General features: G+C 41.2%; 26 protein-coding genes. 2 read left to right on the forward strand and 24 right to left on the reverse strand.

All coding sequences use genetic code 11. From position 1 onward, the window contains the following. From BMW30_RS10535 to BMW30_RS10540, 6 genes are all read right to left on the reverse strand, one after another. Positions 1–3506 (reverse strand): CAP domain-containing protein (locus BMW30_RS10535; RefSeq protein ID WP_180366202.1); only part of this gene is annotated, 3506 nt, incomplete at its 3' end. A gap of 942 nt (positions 3507–4448) precedes the next feature. Beyond that, positions 4449–5270 (reverse strand): hypothetical protein, encoded by an 822-nt coding sequence (locus tag BMW30_RS03870; protein ID WP_143248984.1) that lies wholly within the window; start codon positions 5268–5270, stop codon positions 4449–4451. A 96-nt stretch (positions 5271–5366) separates the two neighbouring features. Beyond that, positions 5367–6362 (reverse strand): acyl-CoA thioester hydrolase/BAAT C-terminal domain-containing protein, encoded by a 996-nt coding sequence (locus BMW30_RS03875; RefSeq protein WP_091474120.1) that lies wholly within the window; start codon positions 6360–6362, stop codon positions 5367–5369. 236 nt (positions 6363–6598) lie between these two features. Then, positions 6599–7792, reverse strand: a complete 1194-nt coding sequence (locus tag BMW30_RS03880; RefSeq protein WP_091474121.1) for an MFS transporter — start codon at positions 7790–7792, stop codon at positions 6599–6601. Positions 7793–7800: 8 nt separating this feature from the next. Then, positions 7801–8925 (reverse strand): MGDG synthase family glycosyltransferase, encoded by a 1125-nt coding sequence (locus BMW30_RS03885; protein WP_180366203.1) that lies wholly within the window; start codon positions 8923–8925, stop codon positions 7801–7803. Then, complete coding sequence (locus BMW30_RS10540) at positions 8882–9049, reverse strand: hypothetical protein (protein WP_219314692.1); 168 nt, start codon at positions 9047–9049, stop codon at positions 8882–8884. Before BMW30_RS10540 ends, BMW30_RS03885 begins: the two co-directional genes overlap by 44 nt. 104 nt (positions 9050–9153) lie before the next feature. On the opposite strand from BMW30_RS10540, the gene BMW30_RS03890 reads away from it, so the two are divergent. Further along, positions 9154–9399: a hypothetical protein gene (locus tag BMW30_RS03890; protein WP_091474125.1), complete on the forward strand. Its 246-nt coding sequence runs from the start codon at positions 9154–9156 to the stop codon at positions 9397–9399. Positions 9400–9444: 45 nt separating this feature from the next. Further along, positions 9445–9726, forward strand: coding sequence for a 4a-hydroxytetrahydrobiopterin dehydratase (locus tag BMW30_RS03895; RefSeq protein ID WP_091474127.1), 282 nt, complete (start codon positions 9445–9447; stop codon positions 9724–9726). Positions 9727–9944: 218 nt separating this feature from the next. Here the strand turns inward: BMW30_RS03895 and ssb are convergent, their stop codons facing one another. The 18 genes from ssb to rpmH all read right to left on the reverse strand — a co-directional run bounded on the left by ssb (position 9945) and on the right by rpmH (position 25660). Further along, complete coding sequence (ssb, locus tag BMW30_RS03900; protein WP_091474129.1) at positions 9945–10475, reverse strand: single-stranded DNA-binding protein; 531 nt, start codon at positions 10473–10475, stop codon at positions 9945–9947. Positions 10476–10496: 21 nt separating this feature from the next. After that, positions 10497–10802: a 30S ribosomal protein S6 gene (gene rpsF, locus BMW30_RS03905; RefSeq protein ID WP_281242143.1), complete on the reverse strand. Its 306-nt coding sequence runs from the start codon at positions 10800–10802 to the stop codon at positions 10497–10499. A gap of 155 nt (positions 10803–10957) precedes the next feature. Further along, positions 10958–12028 carry a serine hydrolase domain-containing protein gene (locus BMW30_RS03910; RefSeq protein ID WP_091474132.1) on the reverse strand — a complete coding sequence of 357 codons (1071 nt, stop codon included), beginning with the start codon at positions 12026–12028 and terminating at the stop codon, positions 10958–10960. Positions 12029–12058: 30 nt separating this feature from the next. After that, entirely contained in the window at positions 12059–14077 is a 2019-nt protein-coding gene (locus BMW30_RS03915) for a M13-type metalloendopeptidase (RefSeq protein ID WP_180366205.1), read from the reverse strand. 221 nt (positions 14078–14298) lie between these two features. After that, positions 14299–14709 (reverse strand): hypothetical protein, encoded by a 411-nt coding sequence (locus BMW30_RS10390; RefSeq protein WP_143248985.1) that lies wholly within the window; start codon positions 14707–14709, stop codon positions 14299–14301. Positions 14710–15007: 298 nt separating this feature from the next. Next, positions 15008–15220: a hypothetical protein gene (locus BMW30_RS03920; protein ID WP_091474136.1), complete on the reverse strand. Its 213-nt coding sequence runs from the start codon at positions 15218–15220 to the stop codon at positions 15008–15010. 92 nt (positions 15221–15312) lie between these two features. Then, a complete protein-coding gene (gene ychF / locus BMW30_RS03925; protein ID WP_091474138.1) occupies positions 15313–16413 on the reverse strand; it encodes a redox-regulated ATPase YchF in 1101 nt (366 codons plus the stop codon). A 3-nt stretch (positions 16414–16416) separates the two neighbouring features. Next, complete coding sequence (locus BMW30_RS03930; RefSeq protein WP_091474140.1) at positions 16417–16617, reverse strand: DUF951 domain-containing protein; 201 nt, start codon at positions 16615–16617, stop codon at positions 16417–16419. Next, positions 16617–17543, reverse strand: a complete 927-nt coding sequence (locus BMW30_RS03935; protein ID WP_091474142.1) for a mechanosensitive ion channel family protein — start codon at positions 17541–17543, stop codon at positions 16617–16619. The genes BMW30_RS03930 and BMW30_RS03935 overlap by 1 nt, the downstream gene beginning before the upstream one ends. Positions 17544–17547: 4 nt before the next feature. After that, complete coding sequence (locus BMW30_RS03940; RefSeq protein ID WP_091474144.1) at positions 17548–18351, reverse strand: ParB/RepB/Spo0J family partition protein; 804 nt, start codon at positions 18349–18351, stop codon at positions 17548–17550. 431 nt (positions 18352–18782) lie between these two features. Then, positions 18783–19151 carry a nuclear transport factor 2 family protein gene (locus BMW30_RS03945; protein ID WP_091474146.1) on the reverse strand — a complete coding sequence of 123 codons (369 nt, stop codon included), beginning with the start codon at positions 19149–19151 and terminating at the stop codon, positions 18783–18785. Positions 19152–19264: 113 nt separating this feature from the next. Beyond that, positions 19265–20077, reverse strand: a complete 813-nt coding sequence (locus tag BMW30_RS03950; protein ID WP_091474148.1) for a ParB/RepB/Spo0J family partition protein — start codon at positions 20075–20077, stop codon at positions 19265–19267. 10 nt (positions 20078–20087) lie between these two features. After that, on the reverse strand, positions 20088–20801 hold the full coding sequence (rsmG, locus tag BMW30_RS03955) for a 16S rRNA (guanine(527)-N(7))-methyltransferase RsmG (protein ID WP_091474150.1): 714 nt from the start codon (positions 20799–20801) through the stop codon (positions 20088–20090). Next, entirely contained in the window at positions 20798–22681 is a 1884-nt protein-coding gene (mnmG, locus tag BMW30_RS03960; RefSeq protein WP_091474152.1) for a tRNA uridine-5-carboxymethylaminomethyl(34) synthesis enzyme MnmG, read from the reverse strand. Before mnmG ends, rsmG begins: the two co-directional genes overlap by 4 nt. A 14-nt stretch (positions 22682–22695) precedes the next feature. Then, positions 22696–24075 carry a tRNA uridine-5-carboxymethylaminomethyl(34) synthesis GTPase MnmE gene (gene mnmE, locus BMW30_RS03965; RefSeq protein WP_091474154.1) on the reverse strand — a complete coding sequence of 460 codons (1380 nt, stop codon included), beginning with the start codon at positions 24073–24075 and terminating at the stop codon, positions 22696–22698. 33 nt (positions 24076–24108) lie between these two features. Further along, positions 24109–25059 (reverse strand): RNA-binding cell elongation regulator Jag/EloR, encoded by a 951-nt coding sequence (gene jag / locus BMW30_RS03970; protein ID WP_091474156.1) that lies wholly within the window; start codon positions 25057–25059, stop codon positions 24109–24111. A 5-nt stretch (positions 25060–25064) separates the two neighbouring features. Continuing rightward, a complete protein-coding gene (rnpA, locus tag BMW30_RS03975) occupies positions 25065–25409 on the reverse strand; it encodes a ribonuclease P protein component (protein ID WP_091474157.1) in 345 nt (114 codons plus the stop codon). 113 nt (positions 25410–25522) lie between these two features. Further along, on the reverse strand, positions 25523–25660 hold the full coding sequence (rpmH, locus tag BMW30_RS03980) for a 50S ribosomal protein L34 (protein ID WP_091474158.1): 138 nt from the start codon (positions 25658–25660) through the stop codon (positions 25523–25525). Between the last annotated feature and the right edge of the window lie 391 nt (positions 25661–26051).

Here is a 26051-nt window from a genome sequence, read left to right on the forward strand (position 1 = left end):
ACTGTTTCTTTAGCAGCGTCTTTTTCATCTTGAAGTGGATCCGGCGTTTGATCTTCATTCACAGATTGTGCTTCGGATACAACTGAGTTAATGCCCTCAGCTGAGTCTGCATTGTCAATCTGGTTGTTGAAATCCGTTACTTGTTCTTCATCTAGATACTCAAGTCCTGCGACTGTTTCTTTTGCCGCATCTTTCTCATCTTGTAATGGATCTGGTGCTTGTTCGTCGTTTACAGATTGCGCTTCTGACACAACTGAGTTAATGCCTTCAGCCGAGTCCGCGTTGTCAATCTGGTTGTTGAATTCTGTGACTTGTTCCTCATCCAGATATTCAAGCGCTCCTACTGTTTCTTTTGCTGCATCTTTCTCGTCTTGTAATGGATCTGGCGTTTGATCTTCGTTTACAGATTGTGCTTCTGAAACTGTAGAATTGATTACTTCTTCAGTTTCTGCATTTTCAATCATAGTGGTAAACTCAGTCACCTGTTCTTCTTCTAGATACTCAAGTCCAATTACGGTTTCTTCTGCTGCATCTTTCTCATCCTGTAGTGGATCCGGTGCCTGGTCTTCGTTCACAGAACGCGCATCTGAGACAACCGTATTGATTGCATCTTCAGTTTCTGCACTGTCAATTTGATTATTAAATTCTGAGACTTGTTCTTCATTTAAGTACTCTAATTTTGCGACTTGCTCACGCGCACTCTCTCTTATAGAAGCGAACTGATCAATTTCTTCACCTAGAATCAGTAATCGAGACATTGAATCGATTGTTACTTCTAACACTTGACCATCTTCTGAATCAACCACTTCAAACGGAATCGGATTCGCGTTGTCTACGTTTACGATATCTGTCACTTCAAATTCATCGAAGCGAATCGTGAATGTATACGTATCTTCTACATCGGTCGCATCAAATGGATTCACTGGTTCTTCATCGACTGTAGGTACTAATTCAATCGTCTGATATTCTCTATTCTCATATTGGTTAAATGTTAAGTCCAGATACTGGTATCTTAGCGTTATATCGGCATACTCAAAGCTGCTATCATTTTCACTGTTCAATGTTTCAGCTTCTGATACAACCGTATTGATTGCATCCGCTGTCTCTGCTGATTCTATTTGTTCATTGAACTGTGATTTTTCTTCATCCGATAAAAATTCCAACGCATTCACTGTTTCAGTCGCCACTGTTTTTTCATCGGCTAATGGATCTGGTGTTTGCTCTTCATTTGCAGCTTCCGCTTCTGATACAACTGCGTTAATCGCATCTACTGATTCTGCATCGTCGATTTGTGTATTGAACGCAGATACTTGTTCTTCATTTAAGTGTTCAAGTGCACCAACTGTTTCTTTTGCTGCATTTTTATCGTCTGCTAATGGGTCTGGTGTTTGTTCTTCATTAAGAGAACGTGCATCTGAGACAACTGCGTTGATCGCATCTTCTGTCTCTGCCTCGTCAATTTGGGTATTGAACTCTGCGACTTGTTCTTCATTTAAGTTTACGAGTTCTGCCACTTGAGAACGGGCACTTTCTCTTATCGAAGCGAACTGATCGATTTCATCACCAAGAAGTAGTAGACGTGACATTGAGTTGATCGTCACTTCTAATACTTGGCCGTCATCTGAATCAACGACTTCAAACGGAATCGGGTTCGCATTATCTACATTTAGAATATCCGTTACAGGGAACTCATCAAAACGAATATTGAATGTGTACGTGTCATCAACATCTGACGCATCAAATGGATTCACCGCTTCTTCATCCACTGTTGGTACGAGTTCAATCGTTTGATATTCTCTGTCATCGTATTGGTTAAATGTTAAATCAAGGAATTGATATCTAAGATTAATATCTGCGTACTCAAAGCTACTGTCATTTTCACTGTTTGCAGCTTGTGCTTCTGATACAATCGAATTGATTGCCTCTTCTGATTCAGCTGTCTCGATTTGAGTTAGAAATTCTTGTGTTTGTTCATCCGATAAAAATTCCAAACCATTTACTGTTTCAACTGCTGCCGTTTTAACATCAGCTAAAGGATCCGGTGCCGCGCTGTCATCCGCAGCTTGTGCTTCGGATACAATCGTATTGATTGCCTCTTCCGATTCAGCGGATTCTATCTGAGATATGAACTGTTGTCTCTGTTCATCCGAAAGGTTTTCCAACCCATTCACTGTTTCCGTTGCTGCTGTTATCGCATCTGCGAGCGGATTCTCAGTTGCAGTCTGAACTAAGAAAATATAATCTTCATTGTCTAAATCCGGTGTTCTAATTTGAATAACCTGGTTACCTGCATCATCCGTTGTCGTTTCGAACGTTATATCATGACCCAAGCGCTCATGATACACTCTGTCTACTTCAAATCCATCAAACGGTAAAGAGAAGTTTAACGTGTCACTAACATCTGACGCATTGAAAATATCTACCGGTTCACCGTTTAATGATGTGAACAACTGAATCCCTTGAACATTCTCTTGATCCTGGAATTCTAACGTTCTCTCTACGTGACTATAGTTGATCACCGCATCCGCACGTGTGAAGTCTTGACCATCTTCTGGTGTATCTTCTCCGTTGTCTTCAGTGTCTTCGCCATCTTCTGGTGTGTCGTCACCGTTGTCTTCAATGTCTTCTCCATCTTCCGGTGTGTCGTCACCGTTGTCATCTGTTTCTTCGCCGTCTTCCGGTACGTCTTCACCGTTGTCATCTGTTTCTTCGCCGTCTTCTGGCGTGTCTTCACCGTTGTCATCTGTTTCTTCGCCGTCTTCTGGCACGTCTTCACCGTTGTCCGGTGCGTCCTCATCTTCTACCGGATCAGTGTGGAAAAGTTGCACACCAAAATAGATGTCATTTTCTTCATCATGATAAAAAGCGACACCGAAACTATTGTAAAAATCTGATGTAATAGAGTTACTTAATCCATTATCATCCGTTAACAAATCATAAATTTCTTCCTGAACCGCATCCGGATCATTGGAATCCGAACTAAACATTGCGATGCTTACCGAAAAGTTTTCTGGGTTTTTATCTCCAGGTTCAGTTAAGAAATACGAGTACTGCTGACCAATTGAACCTGTGCCAGGTCTGTCATGATCAAAATATTGGTTTTCTGCCATATCAGCTGCCTTAATTTGTGCAAGCTTGATAAGCTCTTCATCTAGCTGAAGTGGTTCAAGACCACGTTCCTCACGAACAGAGTTAATCGTATTTAGGTGATTTTCCATATATGTTTGTTCTTCACCTAGGTTCGATATATAACTAGATGCTGTGTCTTCCCGAACATCCTCATCTCCTGTAAAGAATGGGTTGTCTGTTAGATCGACACTTTCCTCATCAACACCTTCTTCAAATTCCCAAGGGACAGTAATCTCTATTTCCTGCCCACCCATCGTTTGATAGATGATGCTGTTTTGGTCTTGAGCAGACGCATCCGTGTATACAGATACTCCAATAGCACAAGCTACGAGCACACCTGCAATTTTTCTAAAACCGAATATGCGTTTGTTTTCCATTGAAAAACACCTCATTTGATATATTCACGTAAAGGCGGACTTGGCTGTATGTATATTAAATTGGTCTATTCTTAAATGTGACTATATTATAAATGAATTTATATGATAAACCAATAGATACCCTTTAATGGAAGGAGTTGGAAGTAAGATAGTATAAGGATTTTAGGTGGTTTGGAGGGGTGAAAATGGTGGCTTGGTTTGGGTGGATGGAGTGGGACTCCCGAGGTGAAAAAGGCATGCTGAGTCCCACTAAGAGGGGCACAGTGGGATTCCTGAGGTCAGAATCGGGTCACGAGGAACACTATTGACCATTACTGTTCTTCCCAAGGTGAAATCAGGGTCACGAGGAACACTTAGGTCCTCGAGCTGTGCGACAGCTTAAGATTTTAACTTCTGCCGCACATTTTTGCTCTCTAGCTGTGCGACAGCTCAGGATTTTAACTTCTCCCGCACACTTTTGCCCTCTAGCTGTGCGGCAGCTCAAGATTTTAACTTCTCCCACACACTTTTGCCCTCGAGCTGTGCGACAGCTCAAGATTTTAACTTCTGCCGCACATTTTTGCCCTCTAGCTGTGCGACAGCATAAGATTTTAACTTCTACCGCACATTTTTGATCTCTAGCTGTGCGACAGCTTAAGATTTTAACTTCTCCCGCACACTTTTGCCCTCTAGCTGTGCGGCAGCTCAGGATTTTAACTTCTGCCGCACACTTTTGCCCTCTAGCTGTGCGGCAGCTCAGGATTTTAACTTCTGCCGCACATTTTTGCCCTCTAGCTGTGCGGCAGCTCAAGATTTCTCAATCTCCCGCACACTTCCGCTCTTCAACTGTGCGAGAGTTCCAGATTCACAGCCCATCCCGCACACTTTTGAAAAAATCCAAACAAAAACCCACACAGGGGGCTCTCATCATACCGTGCTTCCCGTGTGGGTTTCTTATAATTTTTAATATAGTGGTTCTGGTAGTGTTTCTAACTCTTCATCTTTGTATAATACTGAGACGATCGGTGCTTCTAATGCCACTTCTTCACCTTCTGCATTTCTATGCACACTGATTACTTCTGCGTAAACCGCGTAATCATTATCACGTGTACCATCGAAGATCATGTAAGCAGTCTGACCTTCTTCTGGCATGAACTGATCATACTGTAATGTTGGTGGTCCGTAGCTATTCGTTAAGTCATTCACAGGAACACCTGCATAGATGTATACATTCTCAACAGTATTTTCTGCAGCACTTTCAACATCCACCGCTTCGTTACCTTCGAAGTATGCTGAACCGCCTGAGTATTCAACTGCTAAGTTGCCGTACACTGCAAGCTCTGTTCCGTTCGAATCAAAAAGAAGTTCATGTGTACCATACATTTCTTCAACATCTTCCTGCGTTGATCCTTCAGGAATTGAGTTGTACTGATACGCTTCAGGTCCGCCGAAAAATACATCGATGAATTCTGAAGATAAAACATCGATTTCATTGCCATCGACTGCTTCTTCTGTTTCAATTTCTTCTGTTTCACTATCTGAAGATTCTTCATCTGTCGATTCTTCTGAATCACTTTCTTCACTGTCTGAATCCGAATCCGATTCTGCATCTGAATCTGAGTCAGCGTCTGAATCTGCATCGCTATCTTCTTCGCTGTCTGCATCTTCATCTGTTGATTCTTCATCCGTTGTTTCAGTGTCTTCGCTTTCTTCTGTCTCATCATCAGTTTCTTCATCGTCGCCGCCAGCACAAGCAACTAAGACAACACTGATAGTTATCATCATAAGTAATAGTAAAAATTTTCTCACTGCACACACCTCTTTTTATGAAATATATAACTCCATTATAACGGGTAATCGCTTGATTACCAATGATAATATCTAGCCTTCTTCTAAGAATTCCATCAAAATAGTAAAACTTTGCTCTTTTGCTTGTGCATTACTTTCTTCTGTACCACCGACATGTATGTCATTGAAGTGTTCTGTACGGAAAAACGCATGGCCTGCTTCTTCCATGACGTGTACTTCTGCACTATCTAAACTTAACCCCAGTTCTCGTGCAAAAACATCACTCGGATAGTTCGGATCTTCACCACCAGCAAAGATCAGCGCTCGACCTGTAAAATTCGAAGTCGGTATGCGTGCGCGTTCTGGGTTCTCTGTATTTTCCAGTGCGGATTCAAACACATGACGGAAGTTCGATGGTGCAAGCACACCTTCATACAACAACGCGCGTCCTAAACTCATCAAGTTCGAATCTCTCAAATCGATATACGTGATCATCTCATCGTTATATGTCCACGGCGATACGCTTTCAAACGACATTGTCAGTCCACCGAATACATGTGTGAGTGGATCATACAGTACCAGCTCATTGATGTTATCGTGGAAGTTGGTCAAGATGAGCGCAAGTTCTGCACCTTTCTCATGTCCGATTACTGTCAGTTCAGTTTCTTCAAGTTCAGCAACCGATAAAAAATCTTGAAAGAATTCGATTGGGACCATTTCTAGCTTATCGGGTTGATTATCATCGCCAAAGTAAAAGAGCGAATACACTTCAATGCCATTCTCTGCAAGCTCACTCGCAAACTCGAAATTTAAACTGCCATCGCTACCGCTAAGCATGACGACTGGGTTAACACCTGTCGCAGGTTCGTCTGGAATGATGTGTATACCATTTGCACGATCCTCAGAAATTCGTTCTACAGAAAAAGGGCCGTCAGCATCTGCATATTGTGAAAATCTCTGGTGATTAATTGCTGCTTGATCTTCTAAACCATGTTCAAATGTATTATAAATTCTAAGTCCGAAAATGGTGCCCACAACAATGATTGCAACAGCCATTAACGATATCATTATTCCGACGAATACTCTCATGTCAAAAACTCCATTTAATCGTTTGATTTATTATATCAGATTTTATTGTAACAATTATTACATAACTATTTCAGTTGACGAATGTATTTTCGTTCTATTATATATAAAATTCATATGCTAAAAAACTAAAGGAGTGGAAAAATGAAAAATGATACTGTAAAAAAGTTACATACTTTACTGAACGCAGCATTAAAAAAATAAGAACAACAACTAAAAAGAAGCAATTTAGGATTGCCCTAAACCGCTTCTTTTTTAATATGCTTTTGTCGATTCATTAAAAAGTATATGAGATAGAAACATGCGAGACTGAAGAATATCGCACCTGCCACATAAAATGTCGTTGATATTTGTCCTGTTAGATCGACGAGCAATCCACCGATTAACGGTCCAACCATCGTACCCACACCTTGAGCGAAGTTGAAAAATCCCCACGTTTCACCTTTAAGATCTGGATGAATATTGTTGGCAATAAACTTGTTCCAGCTCGGCAACAGAATACCGTAAACTAGACCAAGGCTGATTGCAATGATCATAATTACAACAAAGCTTTCTGCACCAACAATGGACAGAATGGCTGCACCGAAAATCGTAAAGCCGATGACGATGATTAACTTCGTCACGAAAAATTGAAATGTATCTAAAATCTTACCAATACTCACGATCGCAATGCTACAAACAGCACCTGCAACCCCGAGGATAATTGTATAGTGATTGAGTTCAAGCGATGCCTCTCGCACGATGAAACTCGGCAGTACGGGTATCAACATACCGATGGCAAGTGCTTGCAATAATACCCCCGGCATCACCGGTACGTGGCTTTTTATCACCCGAAGCATATTGGCTAACTGCTCTTTAACGCCGATTTCTTTACGATTGACGACATGAACTTTCGTAAATATTAGTACGATTAAGTTCACGAGAAAAAACAATGGAAACAACACAATGAAACGGCGCGGTTCTATCGTCAGTAAGAAATTCATGACGACCATGCCGGATAGTAATCCACTCAACCAGACAAAGTATACAATCCCCATCTGTTTACCACGCACTTCTTCACGGATTGAAGCTAACGTGATGATCCATATTGGACATGCAGCGATTCCTAAAATAATGGCTGCAATAATATATAGGATGTTATTATCCTGAATGGTCACAAGCGAAAATCCGATCAGACCCAGCATGAAGCTCACGAGCAACACTTTCTTTTCACCGAAGCGTTTCATTACACCACCGATGAAAATATTCGATGCCGCATCCGTCACGAAATGCAGCGTGACTGCAAGCGATGCGATTGTCAGTGTCATCTGAGTACTAATTGCTGGCAAGCCGGGCAAGAAACTCAAGATAAACATCCCACGTGCAAACTCAGTTAAAGCCAGCATAATTAGCAACTGAATAAATGAATTTTCTTTATAGGCGATTGATGACATAGTGCCTCCTACGATTTTATACGCATGACCGAACTTTCAATTTCCAAAGTATTCACAACATGTTTGACGATTGTCTCTGTTGCGTTTGGTTTCTGATATTCTTTTAATTTACGCACCATGCGTTTTCTAAAGAAGAGATTGCTAATCAATGAGTCGATAATCATCAGCAGTTCTTCTTTGTTATGTGCGATTCGAGCTAAGTCTTTGCTTTCAAAGAGTAGAGCATTCTCTTTCTCTTGTCCAGGCGCAGGGTTATATAATACCATAGGAATGTTACGTGTCAAAGCTTCTGTAATCGTAATTCCACCAGGCTTCGTCACGAGTACATCTGAAACAGCCATCCACTGGCTCATCTCACTCGTGTAACCAATGACACATACATTGGATTGTTTAGAAAATGCAATCTCTAGTTTAGATTTGAGCAATACGTTATTCCCACATATAATAACGACTTGCGTCTCGTCCTTTTTTATTAGGCTTGAGATAATGCTCTCAAAGCCTTTCATCACGCCGAAAGCACCCGTTGCAATCATCACCGTATTCTTGCGCGGATCTAATTGATAACGCGATAAAAATTCGGCACGATTCACGTTTTTACTAAATTTTTTCTCGACTGGAATACCTGTAACGTCAATCTTTTCCGCATCCATACCATGCAGAAGTAATTCATTCTTTAGGATTTCAGAACCGACATAATAGTAGTCCGAGTCTTTTATCCACCAATTTTTATGGAAACGGTAATCCGTCACCACAGTATGAATCCTTATATCTTTGTTAATAAATCGTTTAATTTTGCGCAACACAGGTGTTGGAAACGTCGATAAAATCATATCCGGCTGGTGTTTATCGATTAAATAGAGTAGGCGTTTTAAGCCATACTTATTATAAAAACAACGTTCAACTTTTTCTGGATGATTGTAATAAAACATACGATATGCTGTACGGAAATAAGTGAAACTGTTGATATACCATGCTTGAGCAATTTTTGTTAGCTTTGGATGTGCCTCTAAAAATAAGTCATGTACCAGTATATCTGCATCGTAATGAGATAACGCATCGACTAAGTTCTCCGTCACTTTTAAATGGCCATTACCAAATGATCCAGTGATAATAAGTATTTTCTTCTTGTTCATCACCATGCTCCTTCGTGTTAAATACTGTGCTGACTGGTAATTTTGAAATTACATTTTCATCATATACCGATTTGATGAAATATTCTTTAAAATTAACGAACATTTTACAATCTTTAAGTGACATTATTGTCACTTCCATTGTGTCCAATTATTTACAAAGCCTGACGTCTATTGTTGTGTGAAGGCTTTCATGATACGCTTTTATTAACATATCTGAGGAGTTCTAAGATGAAGAAACGAATCAAGCTATTTACAATTATTACAGTACTCACCCTATTAACAGGTGCAGTTTTTGGTGTATTATTTGGTTTTGCATTAAATATAATATATGGAGACATGGCACGCGCATTTACTCACGGAATGATCGCTGGCATCGTTTCTGCAATCGCCATTGCAGTATATGCGTATGTTTCGGGTATAGTGAAGAAGATGCTCTACAAGTATATGGGAATTAAAGATTTGCATGATTTGTAGAGAATTTTAGTTTTGACAATCCAATTTCAGTTAGGAGGCTCTTTTATGTCAGTGATGGAACAAGTAAAGAAACTTGAGGATAAAGACTGGGTACTGAAGAATGATGACCTAATTGTTAAGAAGTTTACATTTGAAAACCATTTGGATGGTGCAAACTTTGCTAAAAAGGTGAGCGTGTATGCTGAGGCTGTCATTCATCACCCAGAAATTCGCATCGGTTATAAAGAAGTAACCGTCGGATGGCGCACGTATTCAGAAGATGGACTAACAGAGAAAGATGTTGCTGGTGCAAAAGCGACCGATCGTTTGTTTAAAGTGATGTTTTAATTTTATGGGAGTCTAAATTCAAAAAGCACATTTGCTTTCCTGGGGCGTTGCGCGAGCCTGTAGTCTCGCTGCATACGCTATTCCCCTAGGAGTCAAATGTGCTTTTTTCTGAACTTTGTAAATAAAAAACACCACCGCGTTCACACATACGCGGTGGTGTTGCACATATAATTTCACACATTGCTTACACATTTACTGATTGATACTGAGTTTTAAAATTAAAATGGTAGATCATCATCTGAAATATCTACTGGACCATTGTCAGCATCTGAGAACGGATTCTCTTCTTTCTGACGGTTGTTCGAATTCGCATATGATGAATTGTAATTGTTGCGCTCCGGTTGACGTGAACCAGTTTGTTGGCCACCACCGTAAGCATTCGCGTAACCATCAGCGATACTAGAATTCGTATCTTGACGGTTGTTGCTGTTTTTCGGCTCTAGGAATTGAACGCTATCGCACACGACTTCAGTAACATATACTTTTTGGCCTTCTTTGTTTTCATAGCTACGTGATTGTAATCTTCCATCCACACCCACTAAGCTACCTTTACTCAAATATTGGCTTACATTTTCAGCTTGTTTTCTGAACACAACACAGTTAATGAAATCTGCGCCACGCTCACCTTGCTGATTTGTAAAAGGACGGTTAACTGCTAAGTTAAACGTACCTACAGGTATATTACTTTGACTGACTCTTAGTTCAGGATCTCGTGTTAAACGGCCAACGAGTACGACACGGTTTAGCATGTAATCAACTCCTGTTGTTCATTATTTTTTTGCTTCAGCTTGCTCATCACGAACGATGATATGACGAATGATGTCATCGTTGATCTTAGCAAGACGATCGAATTCACTAGTAGCAGTTTCATCAGCATTAACTTTGATGATTTGGTAGAATCCATCTGTGAAATCATTGATTTCATAAGCAAGACGACGTTTACCCCACTCTTTAGATTCGACGATTTCTCCGCCGTTATCAGATAAGATCGTATCAAAACGTTCAACTAACGCTTTTTTCGCATCTTCCTCGATATCAGGACGGATCACATATAAAATTTCATATGCACGCATAATCTACACCTCCTTATGGTCTTTGCGGCTAACTGATGACAGCTAGCAAGGAATAATTTTCATTACTCACAATCAAACATTATATCAGTTCTTACACGTATTCGCAATATTTAATACCGTTTTATTCTGTTATAAATTTTACAATATTCGCTAGGTTTTTATCGTCTGCGCCGATCGTTCATGTTATCAATATCTAGCAGGTCATGCATGATATCCACACCGATTAATACTGGTAGAGAAGGCGTTCTTGCTGGTGGTGTATTGACGAGTACGACGACACCCACTTCTTCCTCTTTGTTGAATGCGAGGTAACTACCATAATCCGATGTCTGACCCGAGTGATAATAAATCTCGTTCTCTTCATCTATGCGCCAATGATAACCGATGCCATCGAGGCGGATTTCTAGATCACGAATACGCTGCGGATTTCGATCGAGTGATTCGAGCATCATATGAGAGCGTTCTACACCGTCCAGCTCACTGTCAATGTTGACCTGCATATAATTCATCATATCTTCAACGTCTGAAATAATTGATCCAACTGGAATATAGGCATCGTCCTCATTCCACTCCCAATCTTCTTCAATTACCAATATTTCTGTTTCAGAGTAGACGATTGAGTTGTCCATAGCGAATTCATCGAATAGCTCTTCAATCATTACATCGTATGATTCATCTTCAACTTCTTCTAAAACGAGCCCAAGCACTGCCGCACCGAAGTTTGAATACTGATACGCATCTCTCCGCGACACAAATTCCTCGGCCTGACGCAAGACTTCAGTTTTAGAGATACCTGCGAATGGATTATTTCTATCGTTGCTCTCTTCACTGTAGTAAATGCTCGCATAGCCAGACGTGTGCGTCAGCAATTCTTCCACCGTTGGAAAGTTTCGGTTACGCTCAAAATCAAGTATGTCGTCAATCGTGTCGTCGAGTGATAGTTTATCATCTTCGATTGCACGTGCTGTTAAAATACCATTAAACGTCTTAGTAATCGAACCAATTTCATACTGATAAACTTCATCGTTCTCCTCGGTACCGTCTTCTGTGTAGACATAATATGAACGATCAGAGCCATCGATCACACTGATTGTAATGACCGCATCGTCATATCGTGAGAGCGTCATTTCGACATATCGATTTTCATAATCATCGACATCAGCTGAAATATCCGTCGTCAAAACCAATGCCAAAATCATGCTCAGTATTACGCTGATTCTAATTTTCATATGGGAACATGCCCCCAATTTTTTATCAGTCTACCAAATTTCTACACGTTCTTCTTCAGGTATAAACATCGGTGAATCCTCATCTATATCATAGACTTCATAAAATTCATCCATGTTCGGTAACTGAACATTAACGCGTAATGGGCTTGGCGAATGTACAGCTGAAAGCGCATTGTACGCTGCGAACTCATCTGTCACTTTCTCACGCCATACGCGTGCCCATGATTCGAAAAACTCTTCATAATCCGCATCTTCATTTTGCTTCAATGCATCAAATGCCACACGTAAACCGGCTTGGTCTGCTATATTTTCGTTTAAAGTCATCGTCGGGTTCACTGTCACAACACCGTAAGACTCACCTTCAAATAGTTCAACCATATCTTCTGAATGTGCAGCGAATGCTTCATAATCTTCATCTGTCCACCAATTCGATAAACTACCGTATTGATCAAACTGAGCCCCACGCGTGTCAAATGCGTGTGAAATTTCATGTCCAATAACAGCACCTATACCGCCGTACTGCGCACTCACCGGCATTTCATCCGAGTAAAATGGCGGTTGAAGAATCGCTGCTGGGAAGAAGATGCCGTTCGTATCGTCGCTATAAAATGCGTTGACCATATCTGCTGTGATCGTATCCCAAGCGTCTTTACGGTCAACTGGCGTACCCAGTTTAGAAAACATATCTGCCGTGTACTCCTCATTGAACTGGACAATAAACTCAATTAAGTTATGGTCCGGATTTACAGTGACAAAATCGTAGTAATCCGGCATGGAATCTGGGTAACCAATATAGAGTTCCATCGCCTCAAGCTTAGTTATCGCTTGTTCAATCGTTTCATCAGATAGCCATGAATTGTTGTTGAGGCGGTCTATATACACATCGATAATATTTTCAGCGATTTCCGTTACTTGATCACGATCTTCTTCAGAGAAATAAGTTTCCCCGTAATACTTTCCAATCGCACCGCCAAAGATATTTCGTGTAAATGTAAATGCATACCAACCATCGATGTACTGCGTCGATTCAACACCATACATCGCATCTTCAAACATCACTTCAAGTTCAATATGCTCTTGTGTTAAATATACTGCACTCGAAATCGCAAGTTCAACGAGCATCTTCGCTTTCAGCTGCTCTAAGTTGTCATCGTTGAACATCTCGTCGAAGTTCTCGAAATACTCAGGTGTCGTGACGATAATCTCATCAATTTCCTGCCCATCCGATAGAGTGGTGAACGCTTGATCGAAATCGATAATCTCTGACATTTCTGTCCATTCCTCATAGTCATAAGGATTGTACATCCCGATAGTGTCACTCATCTCTTCGGCCGACTTCATGTACGGTGCCATAATCTCATCCATCTCGATTGCGAGATCAACAAGCTCAGCCGCTTCAGCTTCTTCGAAACCGTAACGCTCAAGTAATTCCGTACGCGTGTCTCGGAAAACTTCTAACATCACGTCCCCTTCATCCGTGCCGTATAGATTTTTATCCGGTAAAAAAAAATAGAACGTATCAAGGTAAACCGTGTATTCCGTCGAGTCGAGCATGTCTTCGTAGACGCTGAATCTAAATGGTGTATGGTAACCCTCGATATACCAGTCCGGGAGCACCTCGTTTAAATCCTCAACCGATTGTAAGTTTTGAATATTTTCAAAGTAAGGTAGAATCGGGTCGTTGTTTTGCTCATTGCGTCTGTTCCAATCATTTGCGATGTTGAACAGTCCGATGAATTGCTCCATCTCAGGCGATTCAACAGGAATCTGACCATTGACCATGTCCACAACGTCGTAGTACAACATCGTGTTGATGTTCGTACCGAGTTCATACACATCATCGATAATCGGCGTGTATGATGGAATCGTCGTTGAGTCCAACCACTCGTGGTTCACGTAATGGTAATAGTCGTCAGCTGGGTTGGGTTCGTCAGTTGATTGGTTTTGTGCTTGAATATTTTCTTGGTTCATTATAGAAATCGTCGTCACTGCTAGCGCTGCCGTGGTTGCTTTGGCGAGCATCATAATATGCCTCTTCCTATTCGTCATAAGTGTGATTGCCTCCAAAATTGATAGTTCCATTATAGTTAATGAGACGAGATGTGTCTTTCATTAGGATTATGCACCCTTGTAAAAATATGCATAAAAAAGGTGCCCCATTGTGTGATGGGCACGTTGTGTGTTGATGATTATGTGGTGGATCTGTGGTGGATCGGGTTGTTTTATGGTGGATCGGGTTGTTTTATGGTGGATCGGGTTGGTTGGCAGAGCTAGGTGTGCGGCAGATGTGCTAAGTCGTGGCTGACGCACAGTTCGAGTCGCAAAGTGTGCGGCGGCTCCGGAAATCTTGAGCTGACGCACAGTTCGAGGGCCAAAGTGTGCGGCAACTCTGGAAAATCAGGGCTGACGCACAGTTCAAAAGCCAAAGTGTGCGGCAACTCCAAAAATCTTGAGCTGACGCACAGTTCAAGGGCAAAAGTGTGCGGCAACTCTGGAAAATCGTGGCTGACGCACAGTTCAAAAGCCAAAGTGTGCGGCAACTCCAAAAATCTTGAGCTGACGCACAGTTCAAGGGCAAAAGTGTGCGGCAACTCTGGAAAATCGTGGCTGACGCACAGTTCAAAGGCCAAAGTGTGCGGCAACTCTGGAAAATCGTGGCTGACGCACAGTTCGAGTTCCAAAGTGTGTGGCAACTCCAAAAATCTTGAGCTGACACACAGTTCAAGGGCAAAAGTGTGCGGCAACTCTGGAAAATCGTGGCTGACGCACAGCTAGAGCTCCAAAGTGTGCGGCGGCTCACTTAAAGTGTTCCACAGCACCATGATTTGACCTCGTGAGGAACACTAGATACCACCATAGTCTTGGTAGAGGGTTCATTGTGCCAATAAGCGCTGCTCACGGACTCGCAGATTGATTTGCGTTCCAATGAAACTTGCTCACGGACTCGCAGATTGATTTTCACGACAATCAACCAACCAATTATCCTTCTGGATACTTCTTTTTGTTGATAAAGAACATGATCAAACCATAAAATGCTCCAAAAATGACGATTGGCAACCATGTTTCTAGGCTAACTAGTGCTTCTAACAATGGAACGTCTCTCATTCCGACTGAAAAGACGATGCGGACGATGAAAAATAGTATCATAAATGTAATCATCGATGTAATCGTCAGTCTTAAAGCTGTACTCATCTATTTTCTCCTCTGTCTTTCAAAGTTTACTTCCAAAAATTTTATAAAGTTTACTTTCAAAATATCTTTAAATAAATCTAAAAACAAATAATCTACACATTAAACCTAAAATGAACGACGTCTCCATCTTTCATCAAGTACTCTTTACCTTCTAAACGCACTTTACCTGCTTCTCGCGCTTTTACCATATTCCCAGCATTCATCAGGTCTTCATATGCAACTGTCTCTGCTCGGATAAAGCCCTTCTGGAAGTCTGTATGGATGATGCCCGCACATTCTGGTGCGGTCATGCCTTTTTTGAATGTCCACGCACGGACTTCTTGTTCGCCTGCTGTGAAGTATGTTGCTAACCCAAGCATGTCGTATGATGCACGGACTAACTTATCCAGCCCGCTCTCAGCCAAGCCGAGCTCTTCTAGGAACATCTCTTTTTCATCGTCTTCAAGCGTCGCAATTTCTTCTTCAACACGCGCTGAAATAACGATGACTTCTGCGCCATCCTTCGCCGCATACTCATTGATTGCTGCTAAATATTCATTATTGTCCAAATCAGCAAGATCGTCCTCAGCGACGTTGGCCACATACAATTTCGGCTTGAACGTCAACAAGTGTAAACCTTTCACAGCTTTCTTCTCATCGTCTGTAAAATCAATCGCACTTGCTGGCATGTCGTTTTCAAGGCCTTCTTTAATTTTCGTCAGTAACGCCGCTTCGGCCATAGCGTCTTTATCTTTTTGCTTCGCCATTTTTTCTAATCGTGGTAAACGACGATCGATGCTTTCTAAGTCAGCAAAAATCAATTCCATGTTGATGACTTCAATGTCGTCAATCGGGTCTATTTTTCCTGAAACGTGTGTAATATTGTCATCATCAAATGCACGCACGACTTGACATATCGCATCGACTTCACGGATGTGTGCGAGGAATTTGTTTCCGAGTCCTTCTCCTTTAGATGCACCTTTTACGATCCCTGCAATATCAGTAAATTCGAATCCTGTTGGGACGGTTTTCTTCGGTGTCACCATCTCCGTTAATTTTTGTAGGCGTTCATCTGGCACTTCTACAATTCCGACGTTCGGGTCGATCGTTGCGAATGGGTAGTTTGCAGCCAGTGCACCTGCTTTTGTTATTGCATTAAATAATGTTGATTTACCGACGTTTGGTAAACCGACGATTCCTGCTGTCAATGACATATCTTATTCCTCACCTTTATGTTTCTTTACAATTTTTTTAATCCGTTTTACAAAGTCACGGCGTGGCATCATAATGACGCGTTCACACTGCTCACATTTAATCTTAATATCTGCACCCACGCGTGTAATCTTAAAAATCGAATTTCCACACGGGTGCTGTTTTTTCATCTCTACTATATCATTTAATCCAAACTCACTATTCATTATTTCTTCCCCCGATTCGCAGGAAGTTGTGATAGATCCATCTTCGGTACAGCCATCTCAATGCCATGCTCTCTCAAGACGCGCTTGACGACTTCACGTGTGCGGCGTGTTGCACCCCACTGTGCCATCGGCTCTACTTCAAGCATTAAGCGAATTTGCGACATCCCATGTTCCACACTATTTAAACCAAGCACCATCGGTGGTGCAATGAATGTTTCTTCTTCTTCCCAGTGATCTTTGAAATAATCATTGATGATTTGCTCAACGTGACTCTCATCTTCTTCACTACTCACCGCAATATCTAAGAAGCTATATGCATTTTCTCTTGAGAAGTTTATCACTTCATTGATTGTTCCATTCGGTATAAAATATAGCTCACCTTCGAATCCACGGAGTTTCGTGCTACGCAGTCCCATCGAAATGACCTCACCCGTTGCAACTGTCGTTCCGGATGTATTTACCGTTATGAAATCACCTTGATCAAACTGATTCTCTAACAGGATAAAAAACCCGGTGATGATATCTTTCACAAGTGTCTGCGCACCAAAACCGATGGCAAGACCGATGACCCCAGCCCCGGCAAGCAGTGTTCTCACTGGCAAGTCGAATGCTTCAAAAATCATCATGATGACGACAAACCAAATGAATACAACGATGACATTTCTAAGCACAGACACCAGTGTATCCTGTCGCTTAACATTACCTTGTAAGCGTGATTTTGTTCTTAATTTGATTGATTTTTCTATAATCATCGTCAGCACTTTGATAATTATGTATCCGATGATGACGAGTACTAATGAATAGACGAGTCGAGATGCAAGCGACACCCACATCTCTGGATTCGTAATCGTCGCGATCACCTCTTCTACAAAAGAGAGATCCAGTGGTTCTTCTAGATTATCTAAGTTAACAGTATTTCCAAGCATTGTGTCACTCCTTATTACTCAATTCATCAATCAATCGTTTAAACTCTTCTTCGCTCGTAAATTCAAATGTGATGCGACCGGTCTTTTTGACAACTGCAATGTCCACCGTTGCACCATATAAATCTTTTAACTGCGCTTCATACTGTCGTATCAATTTTGGCTTTTGTGTCACCGACTCTTTCCTCGGTGCTCGAAAGACAAAATCATTGACGTATTTTTCAAGCGTACGCACACTCCAATTTTCACGCATACTTTTCTGGGCAACCGTCATCATCACATCTTCTTCTTTAAGCGGCAACAATGTGCGGCCATGCGCACTAGAGAGTTTTCCTGATGTGATTAACTTTTGAATGCGTGACGGCAACGCGAGCAATCGTAACATGTTGGCGACATAAGGCCTGCTTTTTCCGAGTTTTTCTGCAACTTCTACTTGAGTTAACTCGAGATGTGTCATCAGTTGCTGATAGCTCTCCGCTTCTTCTATGGCTGTCAAATTCTCACGTTGTAAGTTCTCAATAATCGATAAAACCATCATCTCTTCATCAGTTATCTGCTTAATAATAGCAGGTATCGTCGTTTTCTTTGCCATGCGACTGGCTTTTAAACGACGTTCACCTGCGACAAGTGTATAACCTTTAATTGATTTTCTAACAACGATTGGCTGCATGACACCATGCTGCACAATGGACTGTGCAAGATCTTCGAGTGCATGTTCGTTAAAATGCTTACGTGGTTGATACGGGTTTGGACGGATTTCATTAATCGGGATATGTTCGATTTTATTGTCATCAAATACTTCTTGATCCATGAACATCCGCCTCCTTTGATGACACCGATTATATCATATTTCGTGTATATAATAATGGATTTCCGGCTATGTGATTTTTGCGCGACTATGAGCAACTTTCATTGGCGTGCAAATCTGTTTACGCGACTATGAGCAACTCTCATTGGCCGTCAAATCCATTTGCGAGCCCGTGAGCTACTCTCATAGTCCGTCAAATCCATTTGCAAGACCGTGAGCTACTCTCATAGTCCGTCAAATCCATTTGCAAGTCAGTGAGCGAGTCACATAGTCCGTCAAATCCGTTTGCAAGTCCGTGAGCAACTCTCATTGTCCGCCAAATCCATCTGCAAGACCGTGAGCGCATTTCATAGTCCGTCATATCCATCTGCAAGCCCGTGAGCGCATTTCATAGTCCGTCAAATCCATTTAAACCCAAACAGAATCCAAAATCTTTAAAACATTCCGTTTTCATTTACCATATTCTCTGGAATCTCTTGGCCATAGTCCCACATTTCCACAATTTTGTCGTCACGGAAACGGAAGATGTGTGTAGACGCCATACCGATGTGATCCTCATTCAATCTAAAGTGTGAATGCGTTGAAACGTAGTCGCCATCTTCTAAAGCGAGCTTTACTTCAAAAATAACGTCGGGCTGTTCTTTCGCAGCGTCTTCCATCGCCAACATCAATGTTTCTCTATCCCCTTTGAACCATGGATTATGATGAAAAAAATCATCCGCAACATATGATTCATAAACGCGACGTACATCTCCCTTAGCTGTGCTGACTAAAAAATCCTCTGCAATGTCTTTTTTGTTCATAATTAAAACTCCCTTATTTGAATGCCGTGCATCACTTTCATCCACATTATACACCACAATAAAAACGACTTAAAAATCTTCATCTAAAGATTCTTAAGCCGTTTATCTATTCACTAATTTTTCTTTACACGCACGATGACTTCAATCAAATCATCCGTCTCTTTCGTCTGACTTTCAACATCTAATCCTTTATGTTTTAACTGTTCGATTTCATGATTCAAATCGTTCATCATAAAGACGACATCATCAGAAAAATCTAAAGTACCCGGCATCTCTTTATGCTTTTTCACCAATTCTTCAGTTTCACGCACATTCAACTTTTCTTTTTTCACACGTCTGACGATTGTTTTTTGTGAATCATCACTCATTGGCAGTAGCGCACGTGCATGTCGCTCAGATATTTCGAAATTCAACAACGCTTCTTTCACATCATCAGACAACTTCAACAAGCGCAGTTTATTCGCAATAAAACTCGGTGATTTACCGATACTTTCTGCTAGATCCTTTTGCGTAATGCCCTGAATTGCCAACAATTTTTCGTAAGCAATTGCTTCTTCAATCGGCGACAAATCTTCGCGTTGAATATTTTCTATCAAGGCAATTGCTGCGGTTTCATCATCTGACATATATCTGACGATGACTTCTGTTTCAATAAATCCTAACTTACACAACGCTCTAAAGCGACGTTCACCTGCGATGATTTCATAGAATCCTTCTTGAATCGGCCGTACTGTAATTGGCTGCAACAAGCCATGTTGTGAAATTGATGTTGCGAGTTCTTCGATGCGCGTTTCGTTAAATTGTGTGCGTGGCTGGTATTTATTCGGAACGATGTGATCGACGCGTACGCGTACGAGTTCATCTTTATTTGGTTGCGTCGTTTTTTTCTCTATTAATTCGAATAAACGCGAAAATGGCTTACTCATGTATTCCACCTCATTGGAGTGGTGATTTGTTCGGTGTTCCTGGCTTTCTTGGATATTTTTTCGGCGTTTTATGTTTCTTTCTGATTTCAAAGATAAAGCGCTCGGAATCGTCATTTGGTAACTGGAAATCATGTGTTGCTTCGACCACACCACCAAGTAAATCGAGGGCGAACGTTGATGCTTCAAGCTCTTCGATCCCTTTTTTACCTTTCAACACGATAAACTTCCCGCCGGTCTTTATCAGTGGTAAACACAGCTCAAGCAGCACTTGCATGTTTGCGACCGCGCGTGCGGTCACATAGTTAAACATGTGTCGTCCTTGGTGTTGACCGAATGTTTCTGCACGGTCATGCACGAGATGAATCTTGTCCATGCCGAGCTCTGCAGTCAGTTCGTTTAAAAAGACGAGTCGCTTATTCAAAGAATCGACGATTGTAATCGTCAAATCTGGGCGTAAGATTTTCATCGGAATCGATGGGAACCCTGCGCCAGAACCGACGTCACACAATCGACCGCCTTCTTCGATATCGACATAGAAGAGCGGCGTGAGAGAATCATAGAAGTGTTTTAAATACACTTCGTCATGATCTGTCACCGCCGTTAAATTAATCTTCTCATTCCATTCAACGAGCATTTCAAAATATTTTTTGAATTGCCACTGTTGATGTTCAGTTAGTTCGAACCCTTGCGCTCTTAACGCACTGAGGAAGTCTTGTTCGTTCATGCTTCCACCCGCTTCACATTCCCTTGCTCAATGTAGATGAGTAAGATTGAAATATCTGCTGGGTTCACCCCTGATATGCGTGATGCTTGTGCTAAATCTAATGGTTTCACTGTTTTTAATTTGTCACGTGCTTCTGTTGCTAACGAATGGATCGCATCGTAATCAATGTTATGTGGAATCTTTTTATCTTCCATGCGCTTCATCTTATCGACTTGGCGCAATGATTTCTCGATGTAGCCTTCGTATTTTGTTTGAATTTCAATCTGCTCATACACTTCAGTGCTCACTTGAATATCTTCTTCTAAGATTTCCATAATTGATTTGTAATCCATCTCAGGACGGCGCAGTAAATCGAGTGACATAATGCCATCTTTTAACTCTGTACCACCACGAGAACGGATAACGCTTTGCGTATGTGCATTTGGCTTAATACGAATTTCACCAAGTCTCGCCTTCTCAGCCTCAATCTGTTCTTTTTTCGTCAAGAACATATCGTAGCGTGCGTCAGTTATTAAGCCGTATTTGCGACCGATTTCTGTCAGACGCATATCTGCATTGTCATGACGCAGTAACAGACGGTGTTCGGCACGTGACGTGAGCAAACGATACGGCTCGTTCGTTCCTTTTGTCACGAGGTCATCGATCAACACGCCAATATAAGCATCTGTACGACTTAAAATTAGCGGTTCTTCACCTAAAATTTTTGCTGCTGCGTTAATTCCAGCAATGATTCCCTGTCCTGCCGCTTCTTCATAACCGCTCGTACCGTTGATTTGACCTGCAGTAAATAATCCATCGATCTTCTTCGTTTCAAGCGTTGGCCACAGTTGCGTCGGTACGAGTGCATCGTACTCAATCGCATAGCCGGCGCGCATCATGCGTGCGTTCTCTAGTCCTGGAATCGATGCGAGCATCTGGCGTTGAACGTCCTCTGGCATGCTTGTCGAAAGCCCTTGTACATACACTTCTTTCGTTTCACGACCTTCGGGTTCTAAGAAGATTTGGTGACGTGGTTTATCGTTGAAACGGACGATTTTATCTTCAATTGATGGGCAGTAACGCGGACCAGTGCCGACGATATTGCCTGAATACATCGCGGATAGATGTAAATTGTCGTTGATGATTTGGTGTGTCGATTCACCCGTATACGTTAGCCAGCATGGCAGCTGATCCATGATGAATTCTGTCGTTTCAAAACTAAATGCACGCGGCACATCATCACCCGGCTGAATTTCAGTTTTACTATAATCGACTGAATCTGCATTGACTCGCGGTGGCGTACCCGTTTTAAAACGCACGATGTCAAATCCTAAATCTTTTAACTGATCGGCTAAAGTTACCGAAGGCATCTGGTGATTCGGCCCACTTGAGTATTTTAAGTCACCTAAAATAATTTCACCGCGTAAAAACGTTCCTGTCGTAATGATAACCGTGCTGCTGTGATACACAGAACCGATATTTGTACGCACGCCTTTCACGACGTCATCTTCGATGATGATTTCATCCACCATACCTTGTAAAATATCTAAGTTTTCTTGGTTTTCTAACACGCGTTTCATCTCTTGCTGATAAAGAACCTTATCGCTCTGTGCACGGAGCGCACGAACAGCTGGACCTTTGCCTGTATTGAGCATGCGCATTTGAATGTGTGTTTTATCTGTGACTTTTGCCATCTCACCACCGAGTGCATCGACCTCGCGTACGACGATACCTTTTGCCGGTCCACCTACAGAAGGGTTACATGGCATAAAAGCGATATTGTCTAAGTTAATCGTTAACATCAACGTCTTCATGCCTTTGCGGCTAGCAGCAAGTCCTGCTTCAACACCCGCATGACCAGCACCGATGACGATGACATCATATTGACTGTAATTTTCCATTGTTTCCTCCTTCTTTACTTACCGAGGCAGAACTGGCTAAAGAGTTGGTCGATCAGCTGTTCACTGACATCTTCACCAATCACTTCACCAAGTAATTCCCAAGTTTTCACTAAATCGATTTGCACAATGTCAATGGGTACATCCATCTCTGCACTTCTGATAGCATCCCCAATTGCACTGCGACTTTGTTCGAGTAAATGAATGTGGCGATTGTTCGACACATACGTTGAATCTGCATTTTCCACGGTACCACTGAAAAATAATTGTGCAATTTCATCCTCTAACTGCTTTAGGCCCGCTTCATGCAAAATACTCGTTTCAACGATTGGCATACCGTAAGACTGCAGCGCTTCAAGATCCATATTCTGCTCTAAATCCGTCTTGTTCAACACAATGATGACTTGTCGATCGTCACGCGCTAATGATTCTAAAATTTCTATATCATCAGTTGATAACGTGTCGTTATAATTCATCACATAAAGAATTAATGCCGCGCTACCAATTGCTGCGCGACTTCTCTCAACACCTATTTTTTCGACGATATCATCCGTATCACGTATACCTGCCGTATCGATGAGTTTCAGCGGAATCCCACCAACATTGACGTATTCTTCTAATATATCTCGCGTCGTTCCAGCAATTTCTGTCACGATTGCTTTGTTATCTTGGACTAAATAGTTCAGCAATGAACTTTTACCGACGTTTGGCTTCCCAACGATCGCAGTCGGTAAACCTTCTCGTAAAATACGGCCCTGGGACGCATCTTTTAACAAGTCGTCAATATCCACAAGTACCTTCTTCGCTTCATCCAATAAAAATGCTGTTGTGGCTTCTTCGACATCGTCGTATTCTGGATAATCGATATTGACTTCGACTTGCGCCAATATATTTAATATACGTTGCCTTAAATCTTCAATATAGGATTTTAAACGCCCTTGCATTTGACCTGCAGCGACTTTTGAAGCCTGCGTTGTCTTCGCACGGATAAAGTCCATGACACTTTCTGCCTGAGATAAATCGATACGGCCATTTAAAAATGCACGCTTCGTAAATTCACCGGGCTCAGCAAGTCGTGCGCCATGATTTAATGTCAGTTGCAACACACGATTGATCGTATGAATACCACCGTGACAGTTGATCTCAACGATATCTTCACGCGTATATGTTCTCGGAGCACGCATCACTGCAACCATAACTTCTTCAATCACTTCATCAGTAGTAGGATCAACGATGTGTCCGTAGTTTATCGTGTGTGAATCGACTTCAGCTAACTGCTTTTTCCCACGGTATAACACGTCTGCAATTGCTAGTGCATCGATGCCAGATAATCGAACGATACCGATGGCACCTTCACCATTTGGTGTTGAAATACTTGTAATAGTCTCGAGCTGCATGTGCGCACCCCCTTTCTATTTATAAAATTTAAATTAACTTTTCGTAATGACGATATAACGGTTTGGGTCTTGACCTTCAGAATATGTCTCGATGTTGTGAATGTCTGTTAAAACGTTATGCATAATCTTTCTTTCGAAAGAAGGCATTGGCTCTAACTTCACAGGCTGATTCGTACAAATCGCTTTTTTCGACATATTGATCGCTAAGTTTTCTAAAATTTCTTTGCGCTTGGCACGATAATTCTCAACATCTAAAAAGACGAGACCGAAATGTTTGTAGTGGCCATTAAAGTACGTATGTGCAAGCTCTTGTAACGCGTTCAATGTTGAACCGCGCTTACCGATAATTTTTGCACTCTTCTCTGCTTCAAACGTAATCGTCACTTCATTGCGATCAATTGAAATTTCCGTCGTGTTAGGAATATCCATCTTAGCAACAACATTAGAAATATATTGCTCTGTTAATTTTGCTGCGTGCATGATGTCGTCACCTGCATCGCTTTCGCTAACAACTTCTTCAGCTTGATACGCTTCATCTGCTTCTTGAACGTGATTGACTGCATCTTCAGTTTTAGTATCTTCGTCTTTTGATTCTTCATGCATCACTTTGGCTTCTTCATGTGCTAAAGTTTCTGCTTCAACCGGTGAAACTTCATCTTCGATATGTTTATCGGTCGATGTGTGAACACTTTCCTCAGGTTCTACTTCTTCTGTCTCTTCTTTAACTGGTACTTCAGCTGCTGGTTCTTTACTCGCTTTCTTCACATGTTCACCATTTAGCAATGCATCGATTGAACCGTACGCTTTCAACTCTGGATTAATGACTGTGAGTTGAACTTCCGCATATTTTTTACCGAATCCTAAAAATCCACTACTTCCACTTTCAAGCACATCGATTTTGACATCATCTTCAGTCACATTTAACGATGATAAACCATTGTTAATCGCTTCATCAACAGAACTGCCCACAAACACTTTATACATTTGAACTACCTCCTGTTATTCATACACTTTGCAATTTTTAATACATGGATTAAAGACTTTTCAATTTCATGGTAGTCCATATCGCTGACAGGATGTCTGGCGATCACAATGTACTCACGTGGTTTAAGTTCGTCCTGATATTTTTGAAAAAAAGCGCGAATGCGGCGTTTTATCTTGTTACGCTTTACTGCATTTCCAAGTTTTTTCGATACACTGATACCGAGTCTCAAATGTCCTGTATCTGGGTTATCTTTGAAATATACGACGAATTGACGATTGGCAAAAGATTTTCCACGTTTGAACACCATTGTAAAATCATAGTCTCTTTTAATACGATACTTCTTTTTCATGTAGGTTCTTACTCACCTTTATTATGATAGTCTATATTATACAAAACTCTGATGTTTATTGAAAATAAGAGCGCACAAAAAAAGACCATCTGTGATTAGATGATCTTCATGTACTATGCTGATAATACTTTTCTGCCTCTTCTTCTGCGGCGTGCTAATACGTGACGGCCATTTTTTGTGCTCATTCTTTTACGGAAGCCGTGCACTTTAGAATGTTTACGTTTATTTGGTTGATATGTGCGTTTTACCATGATTCCACCTCCATTATTATTTGCCCGATTGGCATCATCTAAAATTGTAACTATTAAAGTCTACCAAAATGATAAACACTTTTCAACTAAAATTTTGGAGAATATAAGTTTTGTTGTGGATAAGTAGTTATTCGTGATAAAATGTGGATAACTTTTTAGAAATTTAAAAGAAATTCACAGTTTTTTATGAAGTTATTCACATATTCACAGCTGTTGACTAAGAAATTGTGGATAACTATAATAATTACATATGATATTTGAAAAACACGTGATTATCGGATTTTATTTCAATTTCTTATCCACAATCACCCGTTTATAATCATAAAATATCCACGATTAAATTCACAGCATGTGGATAATAAAATAAATGTTATTAAGACATGTGCATAAC

The sequence above is a fragment of the Aliicoccus persicus genome (assembly GCF_900110815.1).
Classification (GTDB): domain Bacteria; phylum Bacillota; class Bacilli; order Staphylococcales; family Salinicoccaceae; genus Aliicoccus; species Aliicoccus persicus.